This window comes from Pseudomonas sp. NFR09, assembly GCF_900111535.1.
Taxonomy (GTDB): Bacteria; Pseudomonadota; Gammaproteobacteria; order Pseudomonadales; family Pseudomonadaceae; genus Aquipseudomonas; species Aquipseudomonas extremorientalis.
The window spans coordinates 1-23,365 of the sequence record NZ_FOIH01000018.1 but is presented as its reverse complement, the minus strand read 5'-3'; the positions used below and the strand labels follow the sequence as shown (position 1 = coordinate 23,365).

At 63.0% G+C, this 23,365-nt stretch carries 11 protein-coding genes; 7 read left to right on the top strand and 4 right to left on the bottom strand.

Annotated features, from left to right (window positions below; all coding sequences use genetic code 11):
- Positions 1-6: 6 nt before the first annotated feature.
- Both BMX59_RS29420 and BMX59_RS29415 read right to left on the bottom strand, forming a co-directional pair.
- Positions 7-5,922, bottom strand: coding sequence for a DUF4329 domain-containing protein (locus BMX59_RS29420; RefSeq protein WP_093128430.1), 5,916 nt, complete (start codon positions 5,920-5,922; stop codon positions 7-9).
- 92 nt (positions 5,923-6,014) lie between these two features.
- Positions 6,015-10,568, bottom strand: coding sequence for a hypothetical protein (locus BMX59_RS29415; protein WP_093128428.1), 4,554 nt, complete (start codon positions 10,566-10,568; stop codon positions 6,015-6,017).
- Between the two features lie 252 nt (positions 10,569-10,820).
- Between BMX59_RS29415 and BMX59_RS29410 the strand changes: the two genes are divergently transcribed.
- From BMX59_RS29410 to ureC, 6 genes are all read left to right on the top strand, one after another.
- On the top strand, positions 10,821-11,660 hold the full coding sequence (locus BMX59_RS29410; RefSeq protein ID WP_093128426.1) for an urease accessory protein UreD: 840 nt from the start codon (positions 10,821-10,823) through the stop codon (positions 11,658-11,660).
- A 3-nt stretch (positions 11,661-11,663) separates the two neighbouring features.
- A complete protein-coding gene (gene ureA / locus BMX59_RS29405) occupies positions 11,664-11,966 on the top strand; it encodes an urease subunit gamma (protein ID WP_003171437.1) in 303 nt (100 codons plus the stop codon).
- 9 nt (positions 11,967-11,975) lie between these two features.
- Positions 11,976-12,488: a GNAT family N-acetyltransferase gene (locus BMX59_RS29400; RefSeq protein ID WP_092249871.1), complete on the top strand. Its 513-nt coding sequence runs from the start codon at positions 11,976-11,978 to the stop codon at positions 12,486-12,488.
- Between the two features lie 5 nt (positions 12,489-12,493).
- On the top strand, positions 12,494-13,027 hold the full coding sequence (locus BMX59_RS29395; RefSeq protein WP_093128424.1) for a GNAT family N-acetyltransferase: 534 nt from the start codon (positions 12,494-12,496) through the stop codon (positions 13,025-13,027).
- Positions 13,024-13,329, top strand: coding sequence for an urease subunit beta (locus BMX59_RS29390; protein ID WP_058423547.1), 306 nt, complete (start codon positions 13,024-13,026; stop codon positions 13,327-13,329). The genes BMX59_RS29395 and BMX59_RS29390 overlap by 4 nt, the downstream gene beginning before the upstream one ends.
- A 116-nt stretch (positions 13,330-13,445) precedes the next feature.
- Positions 13,446-15,146, top strand: coding sequence for an urease subunit alpha (ureC, locus tag BMX59_RS29385; protein ID WP_071491633.1), 1,701 nt, complete (start codon positions 13,446-13,448; stop codon positions 15,144-15,146).
- A 20-nt stretch (positions 15,147-15,166) separates the two neighbouring features.
- Here ureC and BMX59_RS29380 read toward each other — a convergent pair whose 3' ends face one another.
- Entirely contained in the window at positions 15,167-20,401 is a 5,235-nt protein-coding gene (locus tag BMX59_RS29380; protein ID WP_093128422.1) for an NEL-type E3 ubiquitin ligase domain-containing protein, read from the bottom strand.
- Between the two features lie 63 nt (positions 20,402-20,464).
- Complete coding sequence (locus tag BMX59_RS29375; protein ID WP_092249862.1) at positions 20,465-21,667, bottom strand: hypothetical protein; 1,203 nt, start codon at positions 21,665-21,667, stop codon at positions 20,465-20,467.
- A 152-nt stretch (positions 21,668-21,819) separates the two neighbouring features.
- Between BMX59_RS29375 and BMX59_RS29370 the strand changes: the two genes are divergently transcribed.
- A partial coding sequence (locus BMX59_RS29370) for a dermonecrotic toxin domain-containing protein (RefSeq protein WP_371914396.1) occupies positions 21,820-23,365 on the top strand: 1,546 nt, incomplete at its 3' end.

The following is a 23,365-nucleotide window of genomic DNA, read 5'->3' as shown; positions in this document are numbered from 1 at the left end:
CAACGCTCAACCGTGCGGCACTTTGCGCAGCTCCATCAAGAACCGCGACGCGACATGCCCCCTCGGCTGCCAGAATGAATCGGGCTCCAGCACATACAACCTGCCGGAATTGAACAGCGTCGTGAGCGCCTCGCGGGTGCTGACCCTGGGTTTGTCCGATTCGGGATCGACCCAGCCGAACAGCAACAAGTCGTGCTCGGCACGCTCGAAGCTGGGCGCATAGACCAACAGCGCGCCCGCCCTGGGGGTGAAGTAGTAACGGGCACCCACCACGTTATCCTGCCTCAGCATATCGACCACGAACCGACACTCTTTTTGTGAGATGAAGTTGTCGGCGATGGCCTGTTCATACCGATCCGCCGATTGCTCCAGACCGACCTCCCACTTGTGCAGTTGCTGCACGCCCATCACGCGATAACCCGCCGGGTACTTGGGGCGCGGCGTGGTGCGTGGGTCCAGGTTCATCACCCCACCAAACAGGCGCTGGTAGGCACGCGTGCCGCTGCGCAGTCCCACATAGACACTGGGCCCGCTGTCGTCCACCGGTTCACTGGCCAGGTAACTGTTGCCTGCCGGGTTTTGCAGGATGGCGGCCATCCACGCCTTGCCTGGAGCGGCCGGGTAGCGGCGCCACAGATCGCGCGCGGCGTCGTCCGGATGGGAGAACAACGGCCCGAGGGTAACCCTGGCATCCAGCGCCTCAGCGGCCGTAGAGACGGAACGCTCGCTCCAGGTTTGCAGGACGGGGCCCTTGCCGGCCCAGATATCACCCGTCACCAGCACATCGAGCTGCCCCGCACGGGCGACCTGGAGGATGTATTCACGGGGGTTGAAGTCCCCATTCAACCGCTTGATGTATGCCTGCAACTGCGGCTCGGCATCCCAATCATCGTCCAGCCGCGTGGCCTGGTATTTGAGCAAGGCGCTGTCGGCGCAGGACAGGTACAGCGGCAGAAAGGCCGTTGCGCCGGCATTTTTTCTCGTACGCACCACCCCCAACGCGGCGCGCAGCACACTCGGCGGGATGAACGCGTGATACACCGGGGACGCTCGCAATTCTTGCGGCTGCCGGGCCGGGGCGTACAGGTACAGTGCCGCCACCGTACAGCCCACCGGCAAGCGCCCGCCCAGCAGCACCCGATCATAGGGGAACCTCTTGTCTTCACCCTCCACCGGCAGGCTGGCCATCCAATGCCCGTTGGCCAGTTTGAAGATAAATCCGTAGGTCAGGCGCTCGTGCCCGCCCGCCCGCTCATGGGCATCGCGTGCGGCGTCGTCGATATGGCTGAACACCGGCCCCATGGCACGGTCCGCCGTGGCGTGGATGAACCGATCCGGGCTCAGGAACCCACGGGCAGGCAGCCAGGCGCTGCCCAGGGCCTGTGCATTGCCCCACAACGCACTGCCCTGCACCACCGACAGGGACGCGACGTTAAGTACCCGGTTGACGTATTCGACAGGCGTCAGGCGGCCATCGCGCATCTGTTGCTCCAGCTGATTGCTCAGTGGGTCGTGGGGTGTCCGCCCGGCCGGTGCCACGGCTTGCCTGAGTGCCTCAAGGTCGTCTGCCAGCCGGCCTTGCTGCGTCGTGCCCAATGCGTTTTTGCAACTGAACCCGACTACCGAACCGTCGAGCCCGAACAGATACTCATGGCTCCACAGGTGCTGGCAGGTGAGTGCCGTGGCCAGCACCTCGGTGGAAAACATCGCCCGGTAAACCGCTTCGCCGTCCTCATCCAGGATGAAGCCGGGCAATACATCGCGGCGCGAACGGTAGCGCCCCACCAGCGTCAGGCCAGGAGCCAGCCAGTCGGCACGCACATCCTCATCCGGCAGGATCCACTTGGGATCGAAATTCTCCGTCGCCACGGGCAACGGCTCGGTGGCGACAAACAGGCCATCGACACGCTTGAGCAGCAAGCCTGCGTAGATCTTGTCACGACGTTCACCCACTCGTTCGTGTGCATAGCGCACGGCGTCGTTCTGATCAAAGAACGCCGGGCTCAACGCTCTGCGACTGAAGTCCGCATAGGGCAGCCAGTCCGCTCCCAGCCTGTTGCTTTCCTCGTCCCAGCATTCGCTGGTCACCAACACGCCAAGCCAGCTGGTGGCGATGACATTCCTGATAAAGGCCTGGGCTGACAACTGACCCGAACTCAGGCGGGTGTGTACGTCCTCAAAAATACCGGACGATTGTTTGACCGGGTCGAAGAGCCGCGTCGAAATGTCTGCCTGGTACTCGAGCAAGGCATTATCCAGAGTGGAAATGAACACAGGCAGGGTCACCTCGCTGCCCGTATCCCGCCAACGCCTGGCGGCCAGGAAGGCGCTGTACAAGTCAGCCGAGGACAGGAAGTGCCTGGCCAGCCAGCGCTGTGGATTCTGCAGTGCCTCGGGCATCCACCGGCGCGCGTACACCAAACCGTGCAACTCGAACGGCGCGGGGTAGATGAACGCCCCGTCGTCCTGGGTGGCAAACAGACTTGCCTGGGTGAACAACGGGTTGGCCGCGTCTGCGGGGACAAATTCGCTCACCACGTACTCATCCTTGTCGGCGTGCTTGAGCAAAAACGCAAACGCCGTCTGGGCCGGGTGATAGCCCCGTCGCAGGCGTCGGTGGGCGTCCGTGACGGCATCCCGGGCAGTGGAAAATATCGCGCCGAAAGCCACCTGTTGCGGTCTTGCAAAAGGTGCCGAGGCCGGGTACGGGCGCCAGGTTGCCAACACATTGCCCGGAGGTCCCCACAATGGGCTGCCGAGCACAATGCGCAGGCCCAGGGCGGACATGTGTCGCACCATGGCCAGCGGCTCGCGTGCCTCAAACCCACTACCGGGCGCCACCTCGGCCATCAGCGCCAATTGTTCCTTGGCCCCCGTGAGATCAAAGGCGATCAGGCCATCTTCATCACAGGAGAGATACCCGGTGGAGACCCAGTGTCGATTGCCGATCAGGCTGTGCAGGTCGGCATCGCTGAACCGTTGCCAATCCACGCTGGCCTCTTCCCGCGTCCAGCCCTGGCGCTGCATATGCCCCCGATCCAGGCGCGCCAGCGAACGGCATGAGGCGTACTGTCCATGCAGCGTGTAGGGTTCGGGGACCAACAGCACGCCGGCATGATCCACGGGGAATACTGTCTCGAGGGCAAAGCGCCCGGCGTCGGTGCAAGCAATCGGCAAGGTGGCGATAAACCGCTGGTCCGGCGTCCTGAGGATGCAGCCGCAGTACTGCGCGTACCGAGCGGCATTCACCTGTTCATGGGCAAACCGCGCCGCATCATCGGCATGCAGGAACGGTGCGCTGAACACCGGCGTCCGATACCGGGCGAAGGGTTTCCAGGTTTGCTCCACGCGCCCGGTCACGTCCCAGAGCCGGCCGGCCACCTGCACCGACAGCGCCCCTGCCGCCGCAACCCGCAGCACGTACTCAGTGGGCGTTACCGCACCGGAGAGCAGGCTGGCCTGGTGACCGTTATCGGTGACGCGACCGGTAGGCGTGACCCCATACAACTGGCTCTCGAGGCCGGTCCCGCTGAACCGGTATTGCAGTTGCGCGCCATCTCGGGTGCTCAGGTAAAACGAACGCAGCGTCCGGTCCGCTGCCCGTGCCTGGGCGATCGCCGCGCCGAGGTCCTCGGGCGCCACAAAGCTCTCGTACAGCCAATGCTCTCGAGTATTCATCCCAAGGGCTGGGAGCGACTGATAGCAAATGCCGTGCAGTTCATGCCCCTCGGGTATCACTGGCTCGCCCTTGGCATCGCGTGCGAACACCGATGCAGGCGAAAACAACGACCTGCCGACCGCCTCGGTCAAGGGTAGGGGCAACGTGGCGAAATACGCTGGGGCCTGGGTGTCTTTGAGAATGAACGCGACCTGCCTCACTCCCGGCTTGAGGTTGAACCGGGCGTGCACCACTTCAGCCGCCAGTTCCGGGTGAGACACGACCCAGGTATACGCCGGCTCCACCGGAGTCACCGCTACAAACGGCTCAAAGGGTTGCCATGTGACAGGCACCCGGCCCCGGGAATTGCCGAACACCGGGTTTGTCTCGATGACATGAAACTCGCCCGCGCGCACCATCTTATCGAGGACATGCGGGGGCGCGCCGCGGAACCGGTCAAGCCGCGGCTTGATGGTACCGGTGCGCTGGATTTCCTGCAGCGCGTCATGAAGATCAAGTTCCAGCGCACTGCCACTGCGTACATATTTGATCAGCGAACCCGCCGTGCCCGAATAGTAGAGGCTGGGAATGGGTTGCCCACGCCTGGTGAAACTGGCGACATACGTCCGCAAAGGGACATTGAGGGTCAACAGCAGTCGTTCGTCCAGCGTCCATTCATCGTCATAATCCGAGCCGGCGGCCAATATCTTGCGTATTTTTTCCGGGTCGGTGTCCACGGCGATGAAAAAGCCGTGGTAGCGGTAATCCGGTGGCAAGGCCATAGCATCGAGCACGGTACCGAATGACAGGCCCATTTGCGCGAGCAGCTCGGTGTCGCCAATAGGCGCCGTCGACACGAACCTGCCGTCGCTGCGCTGCAGGATAAACCCCAGTTGCAGGATGTCGCGCTGACGCACGCGCTCATAGAGATAACGGGCCGCGTCATCGGCCCTGAAGTAGGCCGGGCTCAAGTCAGCCTGCTGCCGTTCAAACCAGGGCTGGACTTTCCCGAGGCTGCGCCAGATCGTTCCGCCCTCGCGGACGTTCAACTCGCCCATGCTCGCCAAGCGGTCGACATAACGGTATTCGGTCAGCGTACCGTCCTCGAGTTGCGGTTGTGCCGCCGCCCCATCCGCCCCCAGAAACGAACGCTCGGCATGCGTCCCCGAGAGGGTATAGCTCATCAGGCTTTTATCAATGAGCCGCTGATACAGGGTCGGCGACCTCTGTGGGTCGAACAGCGCCGGCGCCGATGCCAGCATCTCGGCCAGGCTCGCCAGGAACACCGGTGAAATCGCCGGCAGGCTCGCCGAGGTCCGGCCCAGCAGGGCACCCTCGATCAAAAAGCCTGGCGGCAACTGCGCCTGGCCATCGTTGCCCCGTGGAAATACCTGCGGGGGCAGCGCGCCTTCCGGGGTCAACCGTTCGCCAAGGGTACAGACATAGGCGTCCTCTCCCGTGGCCTTGAGCAGATACCCGAAAAAGGGCTGGTCGAGTGCCTTGTCGGTGGCGGGAATCAACTCGGACACGAGCGGCTTGGGCATGACCGGAGAGAAGAACGGCTGCATCCGGTCACCGCCCGTCAAGGGCCGACTCAGGGCCCAGTCGTTGAGTACCCATGCCTTGCTCACCCGCCCCCGCACGCCGCCCCAGGCACTGTTGGCCACCAGCACCGACAGTGCACCCGCCTCGGCCAGCGCCGGCACGTAGTCCTTGAAAAAATCGATGTTCGGGTGGTTGACCGGGTCAAGCTGGGAGAGGAACGCCTGCAGCTTCCCCCGGGTGCGCACTACAAATTTCAACAAGGTGCCATCCGGCCCGGACAGGTAACTCGCCGCCACGTGGCCGCTCAACCGCTCGATGACCTGCATGTCCGGATACGAATACAGACCCCGCAGGAGGGTGCGCTCCCGGGGCGGGAACAGCCTGGCGGGAAAGTCGTCATCGGTATCGGGATGGGAGTGGTAGAACCCGTAGCAGGTATAGCCCGCCGGCAGGATCGGCTTGCCGTCCACGATCCGGATCACACTGTCGAGGGCAATCTGTTTGGCGGCGCCCCTTTTTGGCACCGTCGCGAAGTAACGCTCTGTGTACTTGAGAATCGCACCGCCGTACTCCCCCTCGCGTTTCTTGCCGATGTGCCGGTGGGCCCAATAAGCGGCGTCATCCGCAGTGATGAACGGCGGGCTGAGTGCCGGCAGGCCAGCGCCTGAGGCAGGTGTTTGCCGACTGTCATCGGCGTGCGGCGAAGCATGGGTATCCATCGTGAAGCCCCCTCGGGCGTGATCTGGGAAACGGACATTTAAAGCGCCCGTTCTTCCCGCAGGGTCTTAACTATGTGTGGTGCGCCAAGGCGTCAGAATTCGTCCTTGGCCGGGCGCTGGGGCTGCACCTCCATGTGCGGTTGTTGCTGGCCGTCGCGCACCGACCAATCCACATGCAACAAGCCGCTGAGTGTCCAGTAGTCATCCGGCTCCAGCACGTACAGGTGCCCATCGGTGGCAAGGCGCGACAGCCATTCAGTCGGCTGGTAATCGACAGGGCCGAAAAACAACTGGCCAGTGAACAGCTCCTCCTCCCGCGGGGTAAACCTGGGTTGGTACTTGAGCAAAGCACCTTGACGCGTGGTCAGGTAGCAGAAGGCGCCCTGGACGCCGCCCACTTTCAACAGGTTGCGATAAAACCCCAACTCGTCCCGACTGACGAAATGAGCCGCGAGGTCTTCATTGCCGGAGCCCTCGCCCATTGTCTTGTAGAAAAGATGGCAAGCCTGCAGTTGGTACCCCTTGGGATAGTCCGGTGTCGGCGGGTCGGGAAACAGCAACGTGCTTTCATACAGAAACAGGCGTTGCGGCACCGATGACTCGATACCGTGGTCCTCAAGGGGTTCGGCCGCAATGAACGAAGCCCGCGCAGCATCCACCAGAATCGCCCCCAGCCCTTGCTCCTTTTGGAATGTCCCCATGCGGTGGGCGGTCGCGCGGGCAGCGTCGTCCGGGTGTGAAAACAGCGGGCCGAACAGTAATGGGCGGTTTTGCCGCGAGTCTGCGGCCTTGGTGCCGGCAACCCAGTCGGCGTCGACCTTGCCGCGCACGCTCCACGTGGTGCTGACCTGCTCCACCTGAATCTCCAGGGCACCGGCTAACTGACGCACATACGCCAAGGCCTGCAAGCGTCCGGCCTTAAGTTGCCGCCAGATCTCGGTCGAAGGCATGCCCGCGGCGAACGGCGTGGCGCTGGTGGGGTTCAGTTTGAGCCAGGCGCCGTCCACACACCCCACATAGATCGGCAAATAGGCATGATGGGTCGGCGTTCGCACGCCCCAGGCGCGCGCCAGGTCCTGGGGCGACACGAAACGGCTGTACAACGGGTCGTGCTCCAGAATGTCCGCCCTTGCCGGCGGGCACAGGTAGAGCCCCAGCAGCTCGAAGCCCTGGGGCGCAAGGCCGTCGAGCATCACTCGGTCCAGGCTCAATGCCCCACTGTCACCGGGCAGCGGGACACTGGCCACATACCGCTCGACATGCCTGGCCTTCAACAGCAGGCCGAACTGCAGACGCTCACGCGCGCCAGCCAGGCGGTGCAGATAAGCCTGCAGGTCAATGCGTTGCGCAAACACCGGCGTCAGCCCCGTGTCCGCCGCGACAGGCCCCGTCATGGCCGAGACAGCACCGGGTACCCAGTGCGTGAGCGTGCGCGCGGCCCCCCACAGTGCACTGCCCTGGACAACCCGCAGCTCACCCGCACGGGCAACGCGATTGACGAACTCGCTGGGGGTCAGGGTGCCGTCGCGAAAGCTGCGTTCGATGTCGTTGCGTTCGGGGTGATCCTTGTCGCGGCCGCGCACCGACACTTTATGCTCCAGGCTCTGTTCAAGCGCGCTGTGGCTGGGCGTGTAGCACAACAGCGCATCGTCGTCGCACAACAGGTATTCAGGCCCGACCGAATGCCTGGGCGGCACCGTCGAAGGGCTGAGTATCGCCGCCAGGAACGCCGTGGAAAACATGTTCCAGTACACCGCGCGCTCCTGCTCGGGAAGCGCAAAGGGCACCTCACCCGCCACCCGCGAGTGGTAACGCGCCACACAGGTACTGGCGTGCAGAAACATAGCCTGCGTCACCAGTTCATCAAGGCGAATCCAACCCGGCGCGAAGTCTTCGACCTGCACCGGCAACGGCTCGGTGGCAGTGAACAAGCCGTCGGTACGCCGCAGGATCAGCCCGCCGTACACTCGGTCGCGCCGCGCGCCCAGGCGCTCCAGGGCATAACGCGCGGCGTCATCCGCGTTGCTGAATACCGGGCCCAACAGGCGACGGCTGATGTGCGCGAACGCCAGCCAGTCGGCTCCGACCCGCCCTGGCACGTCCCAGCATTCACTGGGCACCCGCACAGACAATTGACCACTTGCCGCCATTTGGCGGACATAGCTGCGTGGCGTCAATGTCAGCGCCAGCTTGGCCGGCAGCACCTGCGGATCGACCTGGCCGGAGTCGTCGACAAACAGGGGAAACGGATCTTGCCGGGTGTGGAACTCCAGCAGTGCGCCATCGAGTGGCGAACAGTACAGCGGCAACGGTGACATCAGCCCTCCACGCCTCACGCCACGCTCATCGTAGAGGGCCTGATACAGCGCCTGCGCATCGATGAAATGGCGGGCCAGCCAGGCCTCCTGCCCCACCAGTGCGCGGGCCATGCGCTGGCAGGCGTAGTACACGGCATACACTCGAAACTCATCGATCAGGACCGGGGCGCCGAACTCTGCAGCGTGATAGAGGCGATCCAGCAAGTGCCCCGGCAGGACGGGAGTGGCTGCGAACTCATCCAGCGTCACATGCTTGATCACCAACCCCAGGCCACTCGCGCCGATGGCGTAGCGCGTGCGCCCACGGGCACAGGCGTGCTCCACGGCCTGGGCGGCAGTGGCAAATACGGGGCCCAGTTCCGGTGGTGAGGCAACCCGGTACTCATCGGGTTCGAACGGCCCGGACCAGTCGCTCTCCACCTTGCCCGCAGGCCCCCAGACCCGGCTGCCCACCACCACCCGCAGCAACCCGCCCAAGACCGTTTCGCGCACCAGGTCGCCAGGCTGCAACGTGCCGTCCTGCAATTGGTGCTGCACTTCACTGCCACCGGGGCCAGGGGCGACGCGGGCACGCAGGTCATGGGCCATGCCCGGCGCAAACGGCTCATAGCACAGCAGGCTGTCCGCCGAGCCCGACAGGTAGGCCAGCGGGACGTCCTGTTGCAGGCCGAACACAGCATGCAAATCCGTGTCCGTAAACATCTGGCCCGCGATTGCCGCTTCCTCTTCAGACCACTTGAAAGCGCCGTTCTCGGCGCGTCTGCGCGAGCTATAGATACCCCGTACACGATGCCCCTTCGGCAGCAAGATGAGCTGGCCATGGCGGTCCAGCGGGTAGACCTGGCTCAAGTCGAAACGCCCGCCTGGGTTTGCCAACGGCTCGGTCGCGACGAAGCGGTGATCATCACGCTGCAGAATCAGGCCGATGTAGCTGTGATCGCGCCGGCTGCCGATTTGCTCGTGGGCGTAGCGCGCGGCATCATCAGCCATCACGAACGCCGGACCAAAGGTCAGGGCATGACGGGCATAGGGTTTCCACTGCGCACCGACGCGTCCGGGAACGTCCCACAACAGGCTGGTGCGCAGCACCGTCAGCTCGCTGGCTGCAGCCACTTTCCGTACAAACTCCAGGGGCGTCATAACGCCCGCCACCAACCCCGCATTCAGGTTGTTGTCGATGCCGCGCTGCGACGTCGGTGTTGGATTGAAAAATGGCGACTGCGCCTGGGCATTGGCGAACAGCAACTTGAGTTGCGCACCGTCATAAGTGCTCAGATAAAACCCGAACCCGGGCCCGCCGGTGACCACCCTGGACAAATTGATAGCATGGGCCAACGGCAGCGGTTGGATAAAGCGCTCATACAACCACGGTTGCCTGACCTTCGGCGGCGCGGGCACATCGGCACACAATGTATAGGCGCCCACAAGTGTCCAGATATGCGGGATAAAGAAATTGCCGTCGTTGTCCGACCGAAACACAACCGCTGGATCGAACTGCACCTGAGCCACCACTACCGGCTCGGTCGCCATGAATGCCTGGCGGCTGCGGTGCTTGAGGATGAATCCGACTTGCTGCGCGTCGGGATTACGCAGCAGTTGCTCATGGACCAGCGCCATGACCTTTTCGGGGTCGTCCAGGATCGGCCCCAGGTAAGGCTCTTGGACAATGGGGTTCGGATTGGGCAAGTAGGCACGCCACTGGCTGGACAGGTCTGCACGCCACCCCGCCCAGACCGGCGAGCTGACGACCACCGACACTTGGCCGACCGCCAGCAATTCCTGGATGTAGGCTTCGACCGGCTCGCTGTCCAAGGGTAGCGCCGGTGTCGCCTGCCCCTTCAGCCGAGCCCGCATGCGCAGGACAAAGTCCTGTGGCATCGGCCCCTCATTGAGCACGAACCTGACCAGGGAGCCTTGCGGCCAAACGGTGTAGAACACCCTTAAAAAGCTGGTCGCCAATACGGCCTCGAAGCAGGGGACACTTTGCGTGAGGGTAATGCGGGAGGCCGACCAGCCCGGGCGCAGGCGGCTGATCTGGGCATGACGGTCGATATCACAGAAGTAGTACGCCTCGTATTGATAGCCATGGTTTCGCATCTGAACGAAGGCCGGGACCATGGTCTCGACATCGCTGAACAGAAAATCCTCCAACCGCCCTTCTTGAGGGTACGAAGCGCGACAGTAGCCCTGCGCGTCGGTAAAGATATACCCGCCGCAGGATCGGCCCTTGGTCCTGTCGATCTGCGCCGCCGCGTAACGTGCGGCATCATTCAACGCGCCAAAAGATGGGCTCAGGCGGTGCAACAGGGTCTGGGCGGAATAGGTCATGCAGTTCACTCCTTGATAAAAGGGTGGACCACCACCCTTACAGTGCCACCATCTTGGCGAGGGGCGCAGAGAGCAGGCGTTAGATAACTAATGTGCGCGCACCATAACGGCTCAGCGAGCGGGCCGCGCTCGACCATGGCGCACCAATACGGCGCACTTCACTGCGCCTGCCCACCGTGACGTTGGGCTTGCCCCCGGCACGTCCTTTGCTTTACCCAGGCACGGCCTAAAAAAAGACCACCTGCATTCACCATGAACCTGCCCGCCTCCACCGCCCTGTTCACCCCCAGCTGGCATGCCGAGCTGGAACTCGGCTACGCCCGTATCGGTGACACCACCCGCCCGGTGATGCGTCGCCACCTGGGCCCGCTGCGGGTGCAGAAGCACCTGTACGCCGAGGGCCCCGAAGTGTGCCAGCACATCATCGTGCACCCGCCCGGCGGGATTGCCGGCGGTGACCGCCTGGATATCCGCGCGCATGTCGCCGAAGGCGCCTGGGCGCAATTGACCAGCCCCGGCGCGGCCAAGTGGTATCGCGCCAGCGGCCCTGCCTATCAGCAACTGAAACTCACCGTGCAAGCCGGCGCCACCCTGGAATGGCTGCCCCAGGAAACCATCGTGTTCAGTGCGGCCCAGGCCGAGCTCACCACGCGCATCGACCTGCAGGGCGATGCCCGTCTGTTTTACTGGGACGTGGTCGCCCTGGGTCGCCCGGCCAGTGGCGAGCGCTTCGATCTGGGGCATTTCCAGTCTCATCTGGATATCCGCCGCGACGGCCGGTTGCTCTGGCATGAACGCCAGCGCATTGTGGGCGCCGACGGCTTGCTGGAGTCGCCCATCGGGCTGGATGGCCAGCCGGTGTTCGCGACGCTGCTGCTCACCGGTGAAATCGACACAGACTTACTGGAACACTGCCGCACCCTGCCCCATGCAGTACGCGGCGACCTGACCCAATTGCCCGGCTTGCTGGTCGCCCGTTGCCTGGCCAGTGAAGCACTGCTGGCGCGGGCATGGCTGATCGATTTATGGCGCTTGTTGCGCCCGGCGGTGCTCGGCCGGGAAGCCGTTTCACCACGAATCTGGAGTACCTGAACCATGGACCTGACCCCACGGGAAAAAGACAAACTGCTGATCTTCACCGCAGGCCTGGTGGCCGAGCGCCGGCTGGCGCGCGGAGTGAAGCTCAACTACCCGGAAACCATCGCCTACATCTCCGCCGCGCTGATGGAAGGCGCCCGCGACGGCCGCACCGTGGCCGACCTGATGCACTACGGCACCACGTTGCTCAGCCGCGAACAGGTGATGGAAGGCATCCCGGAAATGATTCCGGACATCCAGGTGGAAGCCACCTTTCCCGACGGCACCAAACTGGTCACCGTCCACCAACCCATCGCGTGAGGCCTGGTCATGATTCGTGATGCGACCCAAGACGACTTGCCGGCGATCCGCGATATCTACAACGATGCGGTACTCAACACCACAGCGATCTGGAACGAACAGCCGGTGGACCTGGGCAATCGCCAGGCCTGGTTCAGTGCGCGGCATGCCCAGGGATACCCGATCCTGGTCTCGCTGGAAAACGATGAAGTCACCGGTTATGCCTCGTTCGGCGACTGGCGCCCTTTCGAAGGTTTCCGCTACAGCGTCGAGCACTCGGTGTATGTGCGTCACGACCAGCGTGGCAAAGGCCTCGGCCCACGCCTGATGCAAGCGCTTATCGAACGTGCGCGGGAAGGCGGTAAATACGTGATGGTCGCCGCCATCGAAAGCGGCAACCTGGCTTCCGTGCGCCTGCATGAACGATTGGGCTTCGTGACCACCGGGCAAATGCCGCAGGTAGGCATCAAGTTCGGCCGTTGGCTGGACCTGACCTTCATGCAACTGGCCTTGAACCCGGGCGCCGAACCGCCCCAGGAGTGAAAACGATGAACGCCACGCACCTGCGTCGAGTCAATGCAGAAAGTTTTGCCCATTACCGCCCGGGCTTGATCGAGTTGTTGCTGGATGCCGTCAGGCACGGCGCATCGGTCGGCTTCATGGCGGACTTCGATGAGGCCCAGGCGCGTGCTTACCTGAGCAATGTGCAGGCGAGTATTGAAGACGCCAGCCTGTTGCTCTGGGTCGTGGTACGCGACGAACAGGTGATCGCCAGTGTGCAATTGGCCTTGTGCCAAAAAGCCAACGGCCTCAACCGCGCCGAAGTGCAAAAGTTGCTGGTACACAGCAGCGCGCGGCGTCATGGCCTGGGCCAGCAACTGATGCACACCCTGGAGCTCGCCGCACGCCAGCACCAGCGCGGCCTGCTGTACCTGGACACCGAAGCCGGTTCACCGGCCGAAGCCTTCTACCAGTCGCTGCGCTACACCAGGCTCGGTGAACTGCCCGACTACTGCCAAAGCCCGGACGGGCGCTACAGCCCGACCGCCATTTACTTCAAGAAACTGGGGCAACCTGCATGATTCCTGGCGAATACCGGATCCAGCCTGGCGACATCGAACTCAACGTGGGCCGGCGCACCGTCACTCTAAGCGTGGCCAACAGTGGCGACCGGCCGATTCAGGTGGGCTCGCACTACCATTTCTTCGAGACCAATGACGCACTGACGTTTGACCGGGCGGCGAGTCGTGGCATGCGCCTGAATATTCCGGCGGGCACGGCGGTGCGGTTCGAGCCGGGACAGAGTCGCGAGGTCGAGTTGGTGGATTTGAGTGGTGGCAGGCGGGTATTCGGCTTTGCAGGTCGGATCATGGGTGATCTTTAGGGCCTTATCGGGGGCAAGCCCCCTCCCACATTTTGACCGTGTTCACACATCAAGGTGGGAGGGGGCTTGCCCCCGATAGCGATCTCACATTCAACACATATCTTCAGGGCAACCACATGAAAATCAGCCGCCAAGCCTACGCCGACATGTACGGCCCCACCGTCGGTGACAAGGTCCGCCTGGCCGACACCGAGCTGTTCGTCGAGGTCGAACAGGACTTCACCGTCTACGGCGAAGAAGTGAAATTCGGTGGCGGTAAAGTGATCCGCGATGGCCAGGGCCAAAGCCAGTTGCTCGCCCATGAAGTGGTCGACACCCTGATCACCAATGCCTTGATCATCGATCACTGGGGCATCGTCAAGGCTGACGTGGGCTTGAAAAATGGCCGCATCCACGCCATCGGCAAGGCCGGCAACCCGGATATCCAGCCCGGCGTGACCATGGCCATCGGCGCCAGTACCGAAGTGATCGCCGGTGAAGGCATGATCCTCACCGCCGGCGGCATCGACAGCCATGTGCACTTCATCTGCCCGCAGCAGATCGAAGAGGCCCTGAACAGCGGCGTCACCACCCTGATCGGCGGCGGCACAGGCCCCGCCACCGGTACCAATGCCACTACCTGCACCTCTGGCCCGTGGCACCTGGCGCGCATGCTCCAGGCCAGCGACTCATTCCCGATGAATATCGGCTTCACCGGCAAAGGCAACGCCAGCCTGCCCGAGCCATTGATCGAGCAGGTCAAGGCCGGCGCCATCGGCTTGAAGCTGCACGAAGACTGGGGCACCACCCCCGCCAGCATCGACAACTGCCTGAGCGTGGCCGACGAGTACGACGTACAAGTGGCGATCCACAGCGACACCCTCAACGAGTCCGGCTTTGTCGAAACCACCCTCGCCGCGCTCAAGGGCCGCACCATCCACACCTACCACACCGAAGGCGCCGGTGGCGGCCACGCGCCGGACATCATCAAGGCCTGCGGCTTTGCGAATGTGCTGCCCAGCTCCACCAACCCGACACGGCCCTTCACCCGCAACACCATCGACGAACACCTGGACATGCTGATGGTCTGCCATCACCTCGACCCGAGCATCGCAGAAGACGTCGCCTTCGCCGAAAGCCGTATCCGCCGCGAGACCATCGCCGCCGAAGATATCCTGCATGACCTTGGCGCATTTTCCATGATCAGCTCCGACAGCCAGGCCATGGGCCGCGTCGGCGAAGTCATCACACGCACCTGGCAGACCGCCGACAAAATGAAAAGACAGCGCGGCCCGCTGCCGGGCGACGGTGCAGGCAACGACAACTTCCGAATCAAGCGCTACATCGCCAAGTACACCATCAACCCGGCGATTACCCATGGCGTCAGCCATATCGTCGGCTCCATCGAAGTGGGCAAGTGGGCCGACCTGGTGCTGTGGCGCCCGGCGTTCTTCGGGGTCAAGCCGACGCTGATCCTCAAGGGCGGCGCGATTGCCGCCAGCCTCATGGGCGACGCCAACGCCTCGATCCCCACGCCGCAACCGGTGCACTACCGGCCGATGTTCGCCAGCTTTGGCAGCGCCTTGCACGCCACCAGCCTGACCTTCATCAGCCAGGCGGCCCGTGACGCCGGGCTGCCCGAGGCCCTGGGCCTGAAAAAGCAGATCGCCGTGGTCAAGGGTTGTCGCGACGTGCAGAAAACCGACTTGATCCACAACGATTACCTGCCCGACATCGACGTCGATCCCCAGACCTACCAGGTCAAGGCCGACGGCGTGCTGTTATGGTGCGAACCGGCGGATGTGCTGCCGATGGCCCAGCGTTACTTCCTGTTCTGAGGTGTACGGCCTGCGTCCGGTTACAAGTCCTGGTACAAGTCTTCGATGCTGTCCAACTTGGCGCGCTGTAACGCTTCGTCGGTGAGCTTTTCCACTTGGGCCCGGTCTTGCGCCGCCAGTTTCTCCATTTCGGCGTCGAGCTGCGCCTGGGTCATCAGTGCCCCCGGCGGCACCTCGGCGGCCGGCTTGCCCAGGTGTTCCGCCAGCCGCAGTACCTCGCTGCGCCAACGGTCCTTTTGCACCGGATCAGCGGCGTCGAGCCAGGCTTGCTGGGCATCGCGCAGATCCAGCCAGGCCTCTGCCTTGCCTTGCAGCGTCCTGAAGGGCTCTGTGTGGGCCTGCCGGAGATAATCCAGCCAGAACGGCTGCTCACTGATCGATTGCCGCAACAGGTTACCTTCCTCAAGGGCGAGCACTCGCTTGCGGGCCTGTTCGATCATGTCCGCGGTCACGTCCGGCTCCGAGAACATCATCCGAGCGGATTGCCAGGGCAAGTGCAATTTGTCCCGGGGCGCCAATTCGGTCGCGTAGATCAGGTAGACCTCTACCTCGTCGATGTCGCGCATCGCATTGCCCTGCGCATCGCGATGGGTGATGCGTTCGCCATCGGCGTCGCGCTCGGGGTATTTGCGCCCTTCGGCCAGCAGCGCATCGACCCGGGCACGAGCGATCCGACCCAGTTCATCCAGGCGTGACTTGCCGCGCGCCACAGCCAGCAAGTCGCGCTCCACCGTGTCCGGGAGAAGCGAGTCGTACGCCCGCGCCACCAGCACTTCAACGCCCATGGCATTGAACAGTTGGGCACCGGCATCCACACAGGTGGTGGGCGCCGCGGCCATGGCAAACAGTTTTTCACGCAAGGCTGTGTTGGCGGCCGCGGATTCGATCATTTTCCACACTTTGCGCGTGAGATCGATTTTGGCCGCGCCCTCTTGTTCAAGTGCATCCGCCGATTCGGACAGTTTGCGCAACTCATCGAAAAACGGCTCGGACCCGTGCTCATTTTCCAGGGCGTCCCAGGTGTCCTGTTTGGCCTGCCACTGCTCATCGCTCAGGCCGCTGCGCCAATGGATGCTGTCCATCACCCCCCGCAGCGGATAGGTACGGTCCGGCTCCAGCCCGACGGACAGTCGGTAGCCCCTGACGATCTCCAGATTCTGCGCAGAAATGAACGTCGGTTCCACGCTGATACGGGTACGTGCCACGGTGTTTGCGTGGCTTGACCCAGGTTCGACCTGGGGAACGCTGTCCAACCGATTGGCGCTCAGGTCCAGCACGAACGAACGCGCCCGTGGTTGCTCAAACAAGCCCGTGGGCCAGGTGGTCTGCCCGCTGTTGCTGAGCAGCAGCATGCCCAGGTCCGGCATGCGGCCGATGTCGGGCGCGCGGCCAAGCGGATTGCTTTCCAGCCCCAGGTAGTTCAGCTCCGTAAGCCCACTCAAGTGGTTGACGGCGTTCGTGTCCAGGACGATCCGATTATCGGACAGGTCCAGTGCGGTCAATCGCTGCATCTGACCTATCGGCTCCGGCAGCACCCTCAGTTTGTTGCCATCCAGGCCCAACCGCCACAGCCGCTTGAAATAACGCAGGAAGGGGCTGGGGTCGGTCGAGATTTTCGCATCCGATAGCTCAAGGGCCGAAACATGGTCGAAATTGGCGGTCAACAGCGGCAGTTGCTCAAGCTGGCCGTGCAGGTCTTCGCCGGACAGGTCGAGGACTTGCCCATGGGCATACCCGCTGATATCCACATCCTCGGGGCCCGTGCGGCGCCAGGCTTCGCGCAAGGCCTTGACGATCCGCAGCCGGGCGAACCGTTGTTGCTGGAACGCCCCGGAACGACGCTGCTCCTCGGTGACCTGGTTGAAGTGTTCGCGCTGCCAGTTCTGCAACGTGTTGTCGAGTGTCTTGTACTCCAGCTCCAGGGCCTTGAGCCGGGATTGGTACTCCAACCCCATGTCGTCGATGAACGCGTTTATTTGCTCGAAGGTAAACCCAGGGAAAAGGGTGCGCACGCGCTCCTCGATGATATGCCCCCAGACCGTATTCTGACCGTGGTTGCTGGCCAGGTACCCCAATTTCCCGCTCGCCAGGCGCAGTGACGGCCGATGTGAAAAGAGGTACCGCCGCTGCTGGAGTTTAAGCACCGTGCGCAACTGGTCACGGGGCAGCGCCGCGGCAATGATCCTGGCCTTCAGCTCCTGCCCTTGCTTGATGTTCGGCAAGCCGATGGCCTGGCGGTGCTCGTCGGGCAAGGCGTGCTGGATGGCTGAGTAGAGGTCGTCGGGCTCATGCAGGGTTTCATCGCGGACATTGCGTGCCTGGTAACGGCCCTCTCCAACCCGCACCAACACCTTGCGTTCAGTCGCCTGCTGCGGGCCGAAACTGGCCCGTAGCTCACCGTCCAGCTCTGCCTCACGCACTTCCAGGCGCAGGTTGTCCTTCCATCCCGCCAACCTCGGCACTGAATTGACGACCAGGGCTTCGGTGTCCTTATCCGCCAGCGCCTCCAGGTACAGGCCCTCGTAGGCGTGGGTCAGGCGCATGTTCTGCTGCAGTTCGTGTGCCTGCTGCGCCAGCCGCAGCGGCACACGCTGCTGGGTGTCGAGCACTGCTCTCTCCTGCGCAGTAGCGCTTCCCAACAACTCCTGGACCATGAGCGTCGGGACCCGCGCAAACTGGCGCTTGATCAATTGGGTTGCGGCGTCCGTGGGCGGCTGCTGCTCGGCGTAGAGGCTGCGCATCAATCGCGCGCGCTGGGTAACCGCGAAGGTTTGCAGGCGCGTCTTCAGGGCCGCGCTGCGCAGTTCCGGCGTCCTGGGGGTGTAGCCAGGCAACAAGGTGTGGATCTGGGCTTCATCGAGAAAAGCGATCACCCGCGCGGGTAACTGGCCGTTCATCAGTTCTGTACGGCTGATCCGCAGGGTGTCGCGGGTGGAAGCGCCGGGAGCGCCGTACTTCACCGACGGGCTGCCTGGCTCGGTGTCCGAAAACGCTTCGATCGCCAGCTGTTGCGGCCAACCCGTGAGGTCCACGGCCAGTGAGGCTGGAAAGCTGCACAATGCGCTGGAATGCTTGCCCGCGCCGATTTCCTCGGCCACCGTCCCCGCATCGCGATAGGCACGGAACTGGCGCACGGTATCCAGCAGGATCGCCGGCACCGGCTCACCTTCGACATGCACCCGACGCAAGCGGTCTTGCGTCACGCCACTGGCGTGGCGGATCTGTTCCAGCTCGGTGTCACTGAAACCGTCCATCACCGGCCCCAGGCGGCGCATCAGGGTAGCGCCTTGCCACTTCAAGGGTTGCTCAAGTTCATGGTTCCAGGCGCCCTCGCCATTGGCGGTCAGGCGCGGCAAATAGGCATCGTCCCGTGACGGGTGCTCGATATGAAAACGCTCGGTCTGCGGGTCTTGCCGTACCGCATAGCGCTTGCCCTCCAGTTCCAGCAGCTGTTTGCCGTCGACCTGGTGCAGCCCCTGTGCGTCGGCGACGGAACCGGCGGGCAACGGCGAAGTATGCTCGTAGATGGACAGATCGGGCTTCCACAGCCGGGTCTTGCCGCTGGGCAACTGCACCGCCTTGAGCTGCTCGATGAAGGGCGACAGGGTCAAGTGAGCCACGCCCACACCGGCCGCCAGCAGGGCCAGGTTTTCCAGCACATCGGTGATATGCGCCCAACCGGCTTCGCGGTCCCCCTGTGCCCACTCGATAACACCGTCCAGCACTTCGTATAGCAACTGCCCCGCCGTGACCAGGGACATCGCCACCCCCAGCGGCGGAACCACCATGCCCAGCAGGTTCACGGCAAACAGGCCGGTATTCAGATAATGCTCAAGACGCCGCGCACGTTCAGCATCGTCCGCGTCGGCAGTGCTCACGGCCTGGGCCCGCGCATCGGCATACAGGCGCTTGCGCAAGCTTTCGTAGCGATGGGGCCACAGGTCCACTTCCTCCCACAGCCCCTTGATCGCATTCGCGCCGATATTGAATTCCGGCGCGCTGATCGGCACCCGTATCTGCTGCCGAGGCTCACCGAAAATCGATGGAATACTCTGCAGGTACGACGGCGTCACCAGTGACGTGAGGTACTGGCCCCATTCGGACCGCAACCAATCCTCGATGAACGATCCTGGCGGTGCATCCACCACCAGCTCGGTAAGCCGGCGAAAGTAGTAGGGGCGATGCCGGTAATCAATGAACCGGCTGTAGAACCGCTGGTATTCGGTAACCGGTAACTCTACGGAGCGGTCGCCATGGGTCTGCGTGCCGGCAGTAAGACGGGCTGTCACGGCGTTGCTGAAGTCGGCAAATGACGCGTACCGCTTGATCGGATGCTCGGGGTCGTCCGGGACGTAGATGATCACCCATTGGGAATAGCGATATTTGACGCAGGGGTCGATGACCAGGCAATCGCTCATGCGCAGGTTCATCATGCACGGCACGCGGTACCACACTTGCTTGTCGCCCAGCATGATCGATTGTTCACCGGCCAGCACACGCATCAGCAAGGCATGATCGCTCGCGTCGATATCACCCTTGACCAGGGCCAGGTAGGCCGCCGCCTTGAACGCGGCTTTCTGGTGGGTCAGGTAGCGCTCGCGCAGCAAGCCCTCGGCGACCGCGTCCTGGGGTTCCAGGAAGGTCTTGAGGTAGGCCTGGTACTGCGCGCCAAGGTCCAGGTCACGGCACAATTGCACAAAGGTTTCGATCTGCAACGAAGTGGCATGGCGTTCGAACTGGCCGCGCGCATCGGGTGGGGTGATAAAGCCTGAGGATTGGTTGAAAAATCCCTTCTCGGCCTCCCGCGCTTCGAAGTTGTTCAACGCCGCCTGCAACAACGAAAAGGACTTGCTCTTGAACCCGCCCGTTGGCCGGCCGAAGGCATCTTCCACCGGTGAATAAAGCCGCAGCCAGGTTTGATGGACGTCCAGTTCGAAGCCCGCTTTTTTCAAGGCCGCCTCCAGCAACGGCTGGGCAAACGCAGTCACTGACTGCAATTTGCCCATGGACTTTTCCAACTGGTTGAGCGCATCGCAGCGCGCATCCATCAGGGTCTTGAGCTGGTCCTTCTGGACCTGGGAGGCGGCGGCGTACCAGTCGGGAATTTGCGGCGCAGTCTCTTTGAGGGCCTGACGACGCTCAGGCGAGGCCTGGATAAGGCATGGTGCGATGGCCTGTTTGATCAGCGTGTAATGCTGGCCTTGATCGATGGGTGCGGACGATGCGGAGGGTTCCACTGCGAGGGACTTGGACATGGGATGACTACTGTGTGACTTGAAGATCACCGGATCCTAGCCCCCCCGCAGGAGGGAGCGGGGTTAACTATTTATCCGACCGTCAACGCGGTTACGCGTGTGCTGTCCAGGCTCCGCGCCCCGTCCGTTCGTGCGCCCCCTGCCGAGGGTGATCGACTCGAAGAGGTCGCGGGTCACATCCTCGACGGGCGGGCTCTCCAGTAGACTGTTCATCTGAGTCTCAGGCAGCACCGCCGCCTCCACGGCAGCCCTCAATTGCTCTGGGTTCGACAAGTGCAGGCGGCTGCGTTCCTGGGGCCGCAATGCGTCCCAGACCAGTGTGTAGAAATCCCGCCTATCCTCCTGGACGGGCACTTCCAGCATCCTGCCGGGTTCAGCCGTCTCGATCCCGATGGCATCCACGGGAGCGCCCCCCAATTGCTGCTTGAGCTCAATGCGAGTGCCCGGTTCCCAGCCGGGCAGTGTCTCCAGCAAGCGCAAGCCCAAGCGCATGCTGTCCAGGGCCGGCGGTGTACCGTACTGCAGGTCCTCATAGAGACAGAATTCGCGGATGAACCGTTCGCACACCCTGGCCTGTTCTGCCTGCACCTGCGGCAACAGACCGCTGCTACGAAACGCCCGTAATTGCTCGGGATTCAATGTCGCTACCAACCGCTGAGCGATGGGCGCAGATAGATGGGGACAGGCATCGAGCACACTGCGCACGTCCCGGCAGACTTGCCTGGCGAGGGCCTGCATGAGCGCATCAATCCGCTCACGTCTGAAGCAACCCGCATAGCGACCCAGGGTTTCGCGCAATTTGCCGGCGCGCACCGCCAACGTCTCACCCTCTTCCCCAGGTATTTTCTGCAGGGTTGGATCGCTGCGCTGCAACACGCGCAGCACTTCTTCCAGCACTTCGCCTCGCGCCAATTGCTGCTCACTCAGGGGCAGCCTTATGGGCGGCGTGGACGAAGCAATCAGATCATCGAAGTACACCTGCCCGCCCCCCAACACTTGCAGACGCGGTGCATCGGGCAAGAAGCCGCAGTGTTTCATGAAGTACAGTTGATACCTCGGATCGGCGTGGGAGTAGACCAGCGGATCCGTGCTTTGCATCTGCTCGACAAACATTCCGAGGTGCTGACGCATACGAGCGCGAAGCCGTGTGTAGTGCAGTAATGAGGTCAAAAGTGGCTGGGACTGCATCAAACTCTGGCACGACACTCCCACGGAGGAAGACGGCAGAGGGGTCGCAGCGGAGGTTGGGCGTGTTTCGTCGGTCATGGTGATGCTCCTGAAGCATAGGAAGACTGAATCTGAGCCTTCCCCACCTGCAGGTGGCGGTAGATAGTTAATCTGCCTGTGCATACCTATCTACCGCGTCATGTCCCTGCGCGGGTGATGTGCTGTCCGCTCCCAAATCCAAGGAGTGACTCATGGCAGCTTTACCCCCAATGGACGAGATTCGCCCAGCCGTCTCGGAGAGTGTGCACACCACTTTCCTCGAGAGCGCCATCCCCGACTGGCTGAAAAAAGCCACGCCGCAACAGTTAGATGCACTCAAGACCGCGCCCGACGCACTGCCAGACTGGTACCAGCACGCCTCTGCGGCGCAACGCCAGTCGCTTATGGACTGCATCACCGCCGGCTTCACGGCCCAGAGCACGCTGGACAACGCCATGTCCCAGTTGCAGGACATCGACACCTTCGCCCGGCCGTTGTTGGTCAAGGCCCTCAAGGATCAGTTCAAGGTCGAGCTGGACGTCGACAAAACCTATATCCGCCTGAGAAAGAGCGTGACGATGGGTGTCTTCAACGTCACCGCCGGCTGGTTCGAGGCGCTCAAGCTGCCACTGCTGCAAGCCGCCCTGCACAATTTCGAAGCCGCGGAATGCGAAGCCGGTGCCTTTCATGCCTCCTCGGGGTTCGTGGTCCAGGCGGCGACTGGAACCGGCTTTGACCCCGTCACCACCACGCTGACCGTGGAGCAATTCACCCGCCTGTGCCGCACGCTGGATATTGGCACGCAGTACCAGGCCTATCTCAAGGCGTTCCTGGAGCCCGAGGACGCGGTGGCGCAGGCCGTGTTGCGCAACAAATTCACTGTCGCCCACACGACCGCCCTGCACGTGGCCGCCGAACAAGCGCTGATGAAAAAAGACATCAGCGACGCCGAATACCGCATGGTGCTATCGGTGGTCGCCGGTGAACACGAACCTTTACTGAACGGCAAGCGTGTATGGTTCCGCGACTTGAGCCTGATGAACCACCGCCTCACGGGCGTTGTGGTGTTTCTCTTCAGTACGTCCCAGATCCGCGATGAGAGCGAGTTGCTGCTGTACATCCCCAACGACCCGCAGTCGCCGCTCAAGCGCTATTCCCTGGGGGAACTCGCGCCGCTGTTCAAGCAACGCTTCACCACCCCGGACACCCCGCCCGCCGAGCGCGAAGGCCCCACCGCTTATCAGCGGTTCTTCAGCCAGTTCGTCAACTACGCCGACCGCGCGGACTATTTCAGCCAGTTCACCGAGAACGCCCCAGAGACCACCTTCGTCCAGGAGCTGGCCCCCTTTGCGCCTCTGCTGGATCAGCTACGCCAAGCAACCGACCCCTTTTACATCTTCAATAAAGTCAACACTCTACCTCCACCCCCCGCGCCCAGGCAGGTGCCCAACCAAGACCCCTTCCTGAACCCGATCGTCACGCCGCCGGTGCACACCGGCCTTTTCTGGCCGGACGACTTCGACTTGTGGAACTACCTCTACGAGCAACACCGCGCCAAGCTGTATGCCGACGCCCGCGCCCACGCCGTGCCCACCGCAGACGTGGATGCCAGGGTGCGCTCGCGCAAACTGGCGGCGCTGCTCAATATCGGCATGCTGCTGTTGACCGGCGTGTCGATGTTCGTACCCGGGCTGGGCGAGGTCATGATGGGGGTGATGGCCAGCCAACTGCTGTATGAAGCCTTCGAAGGCGTGGTGG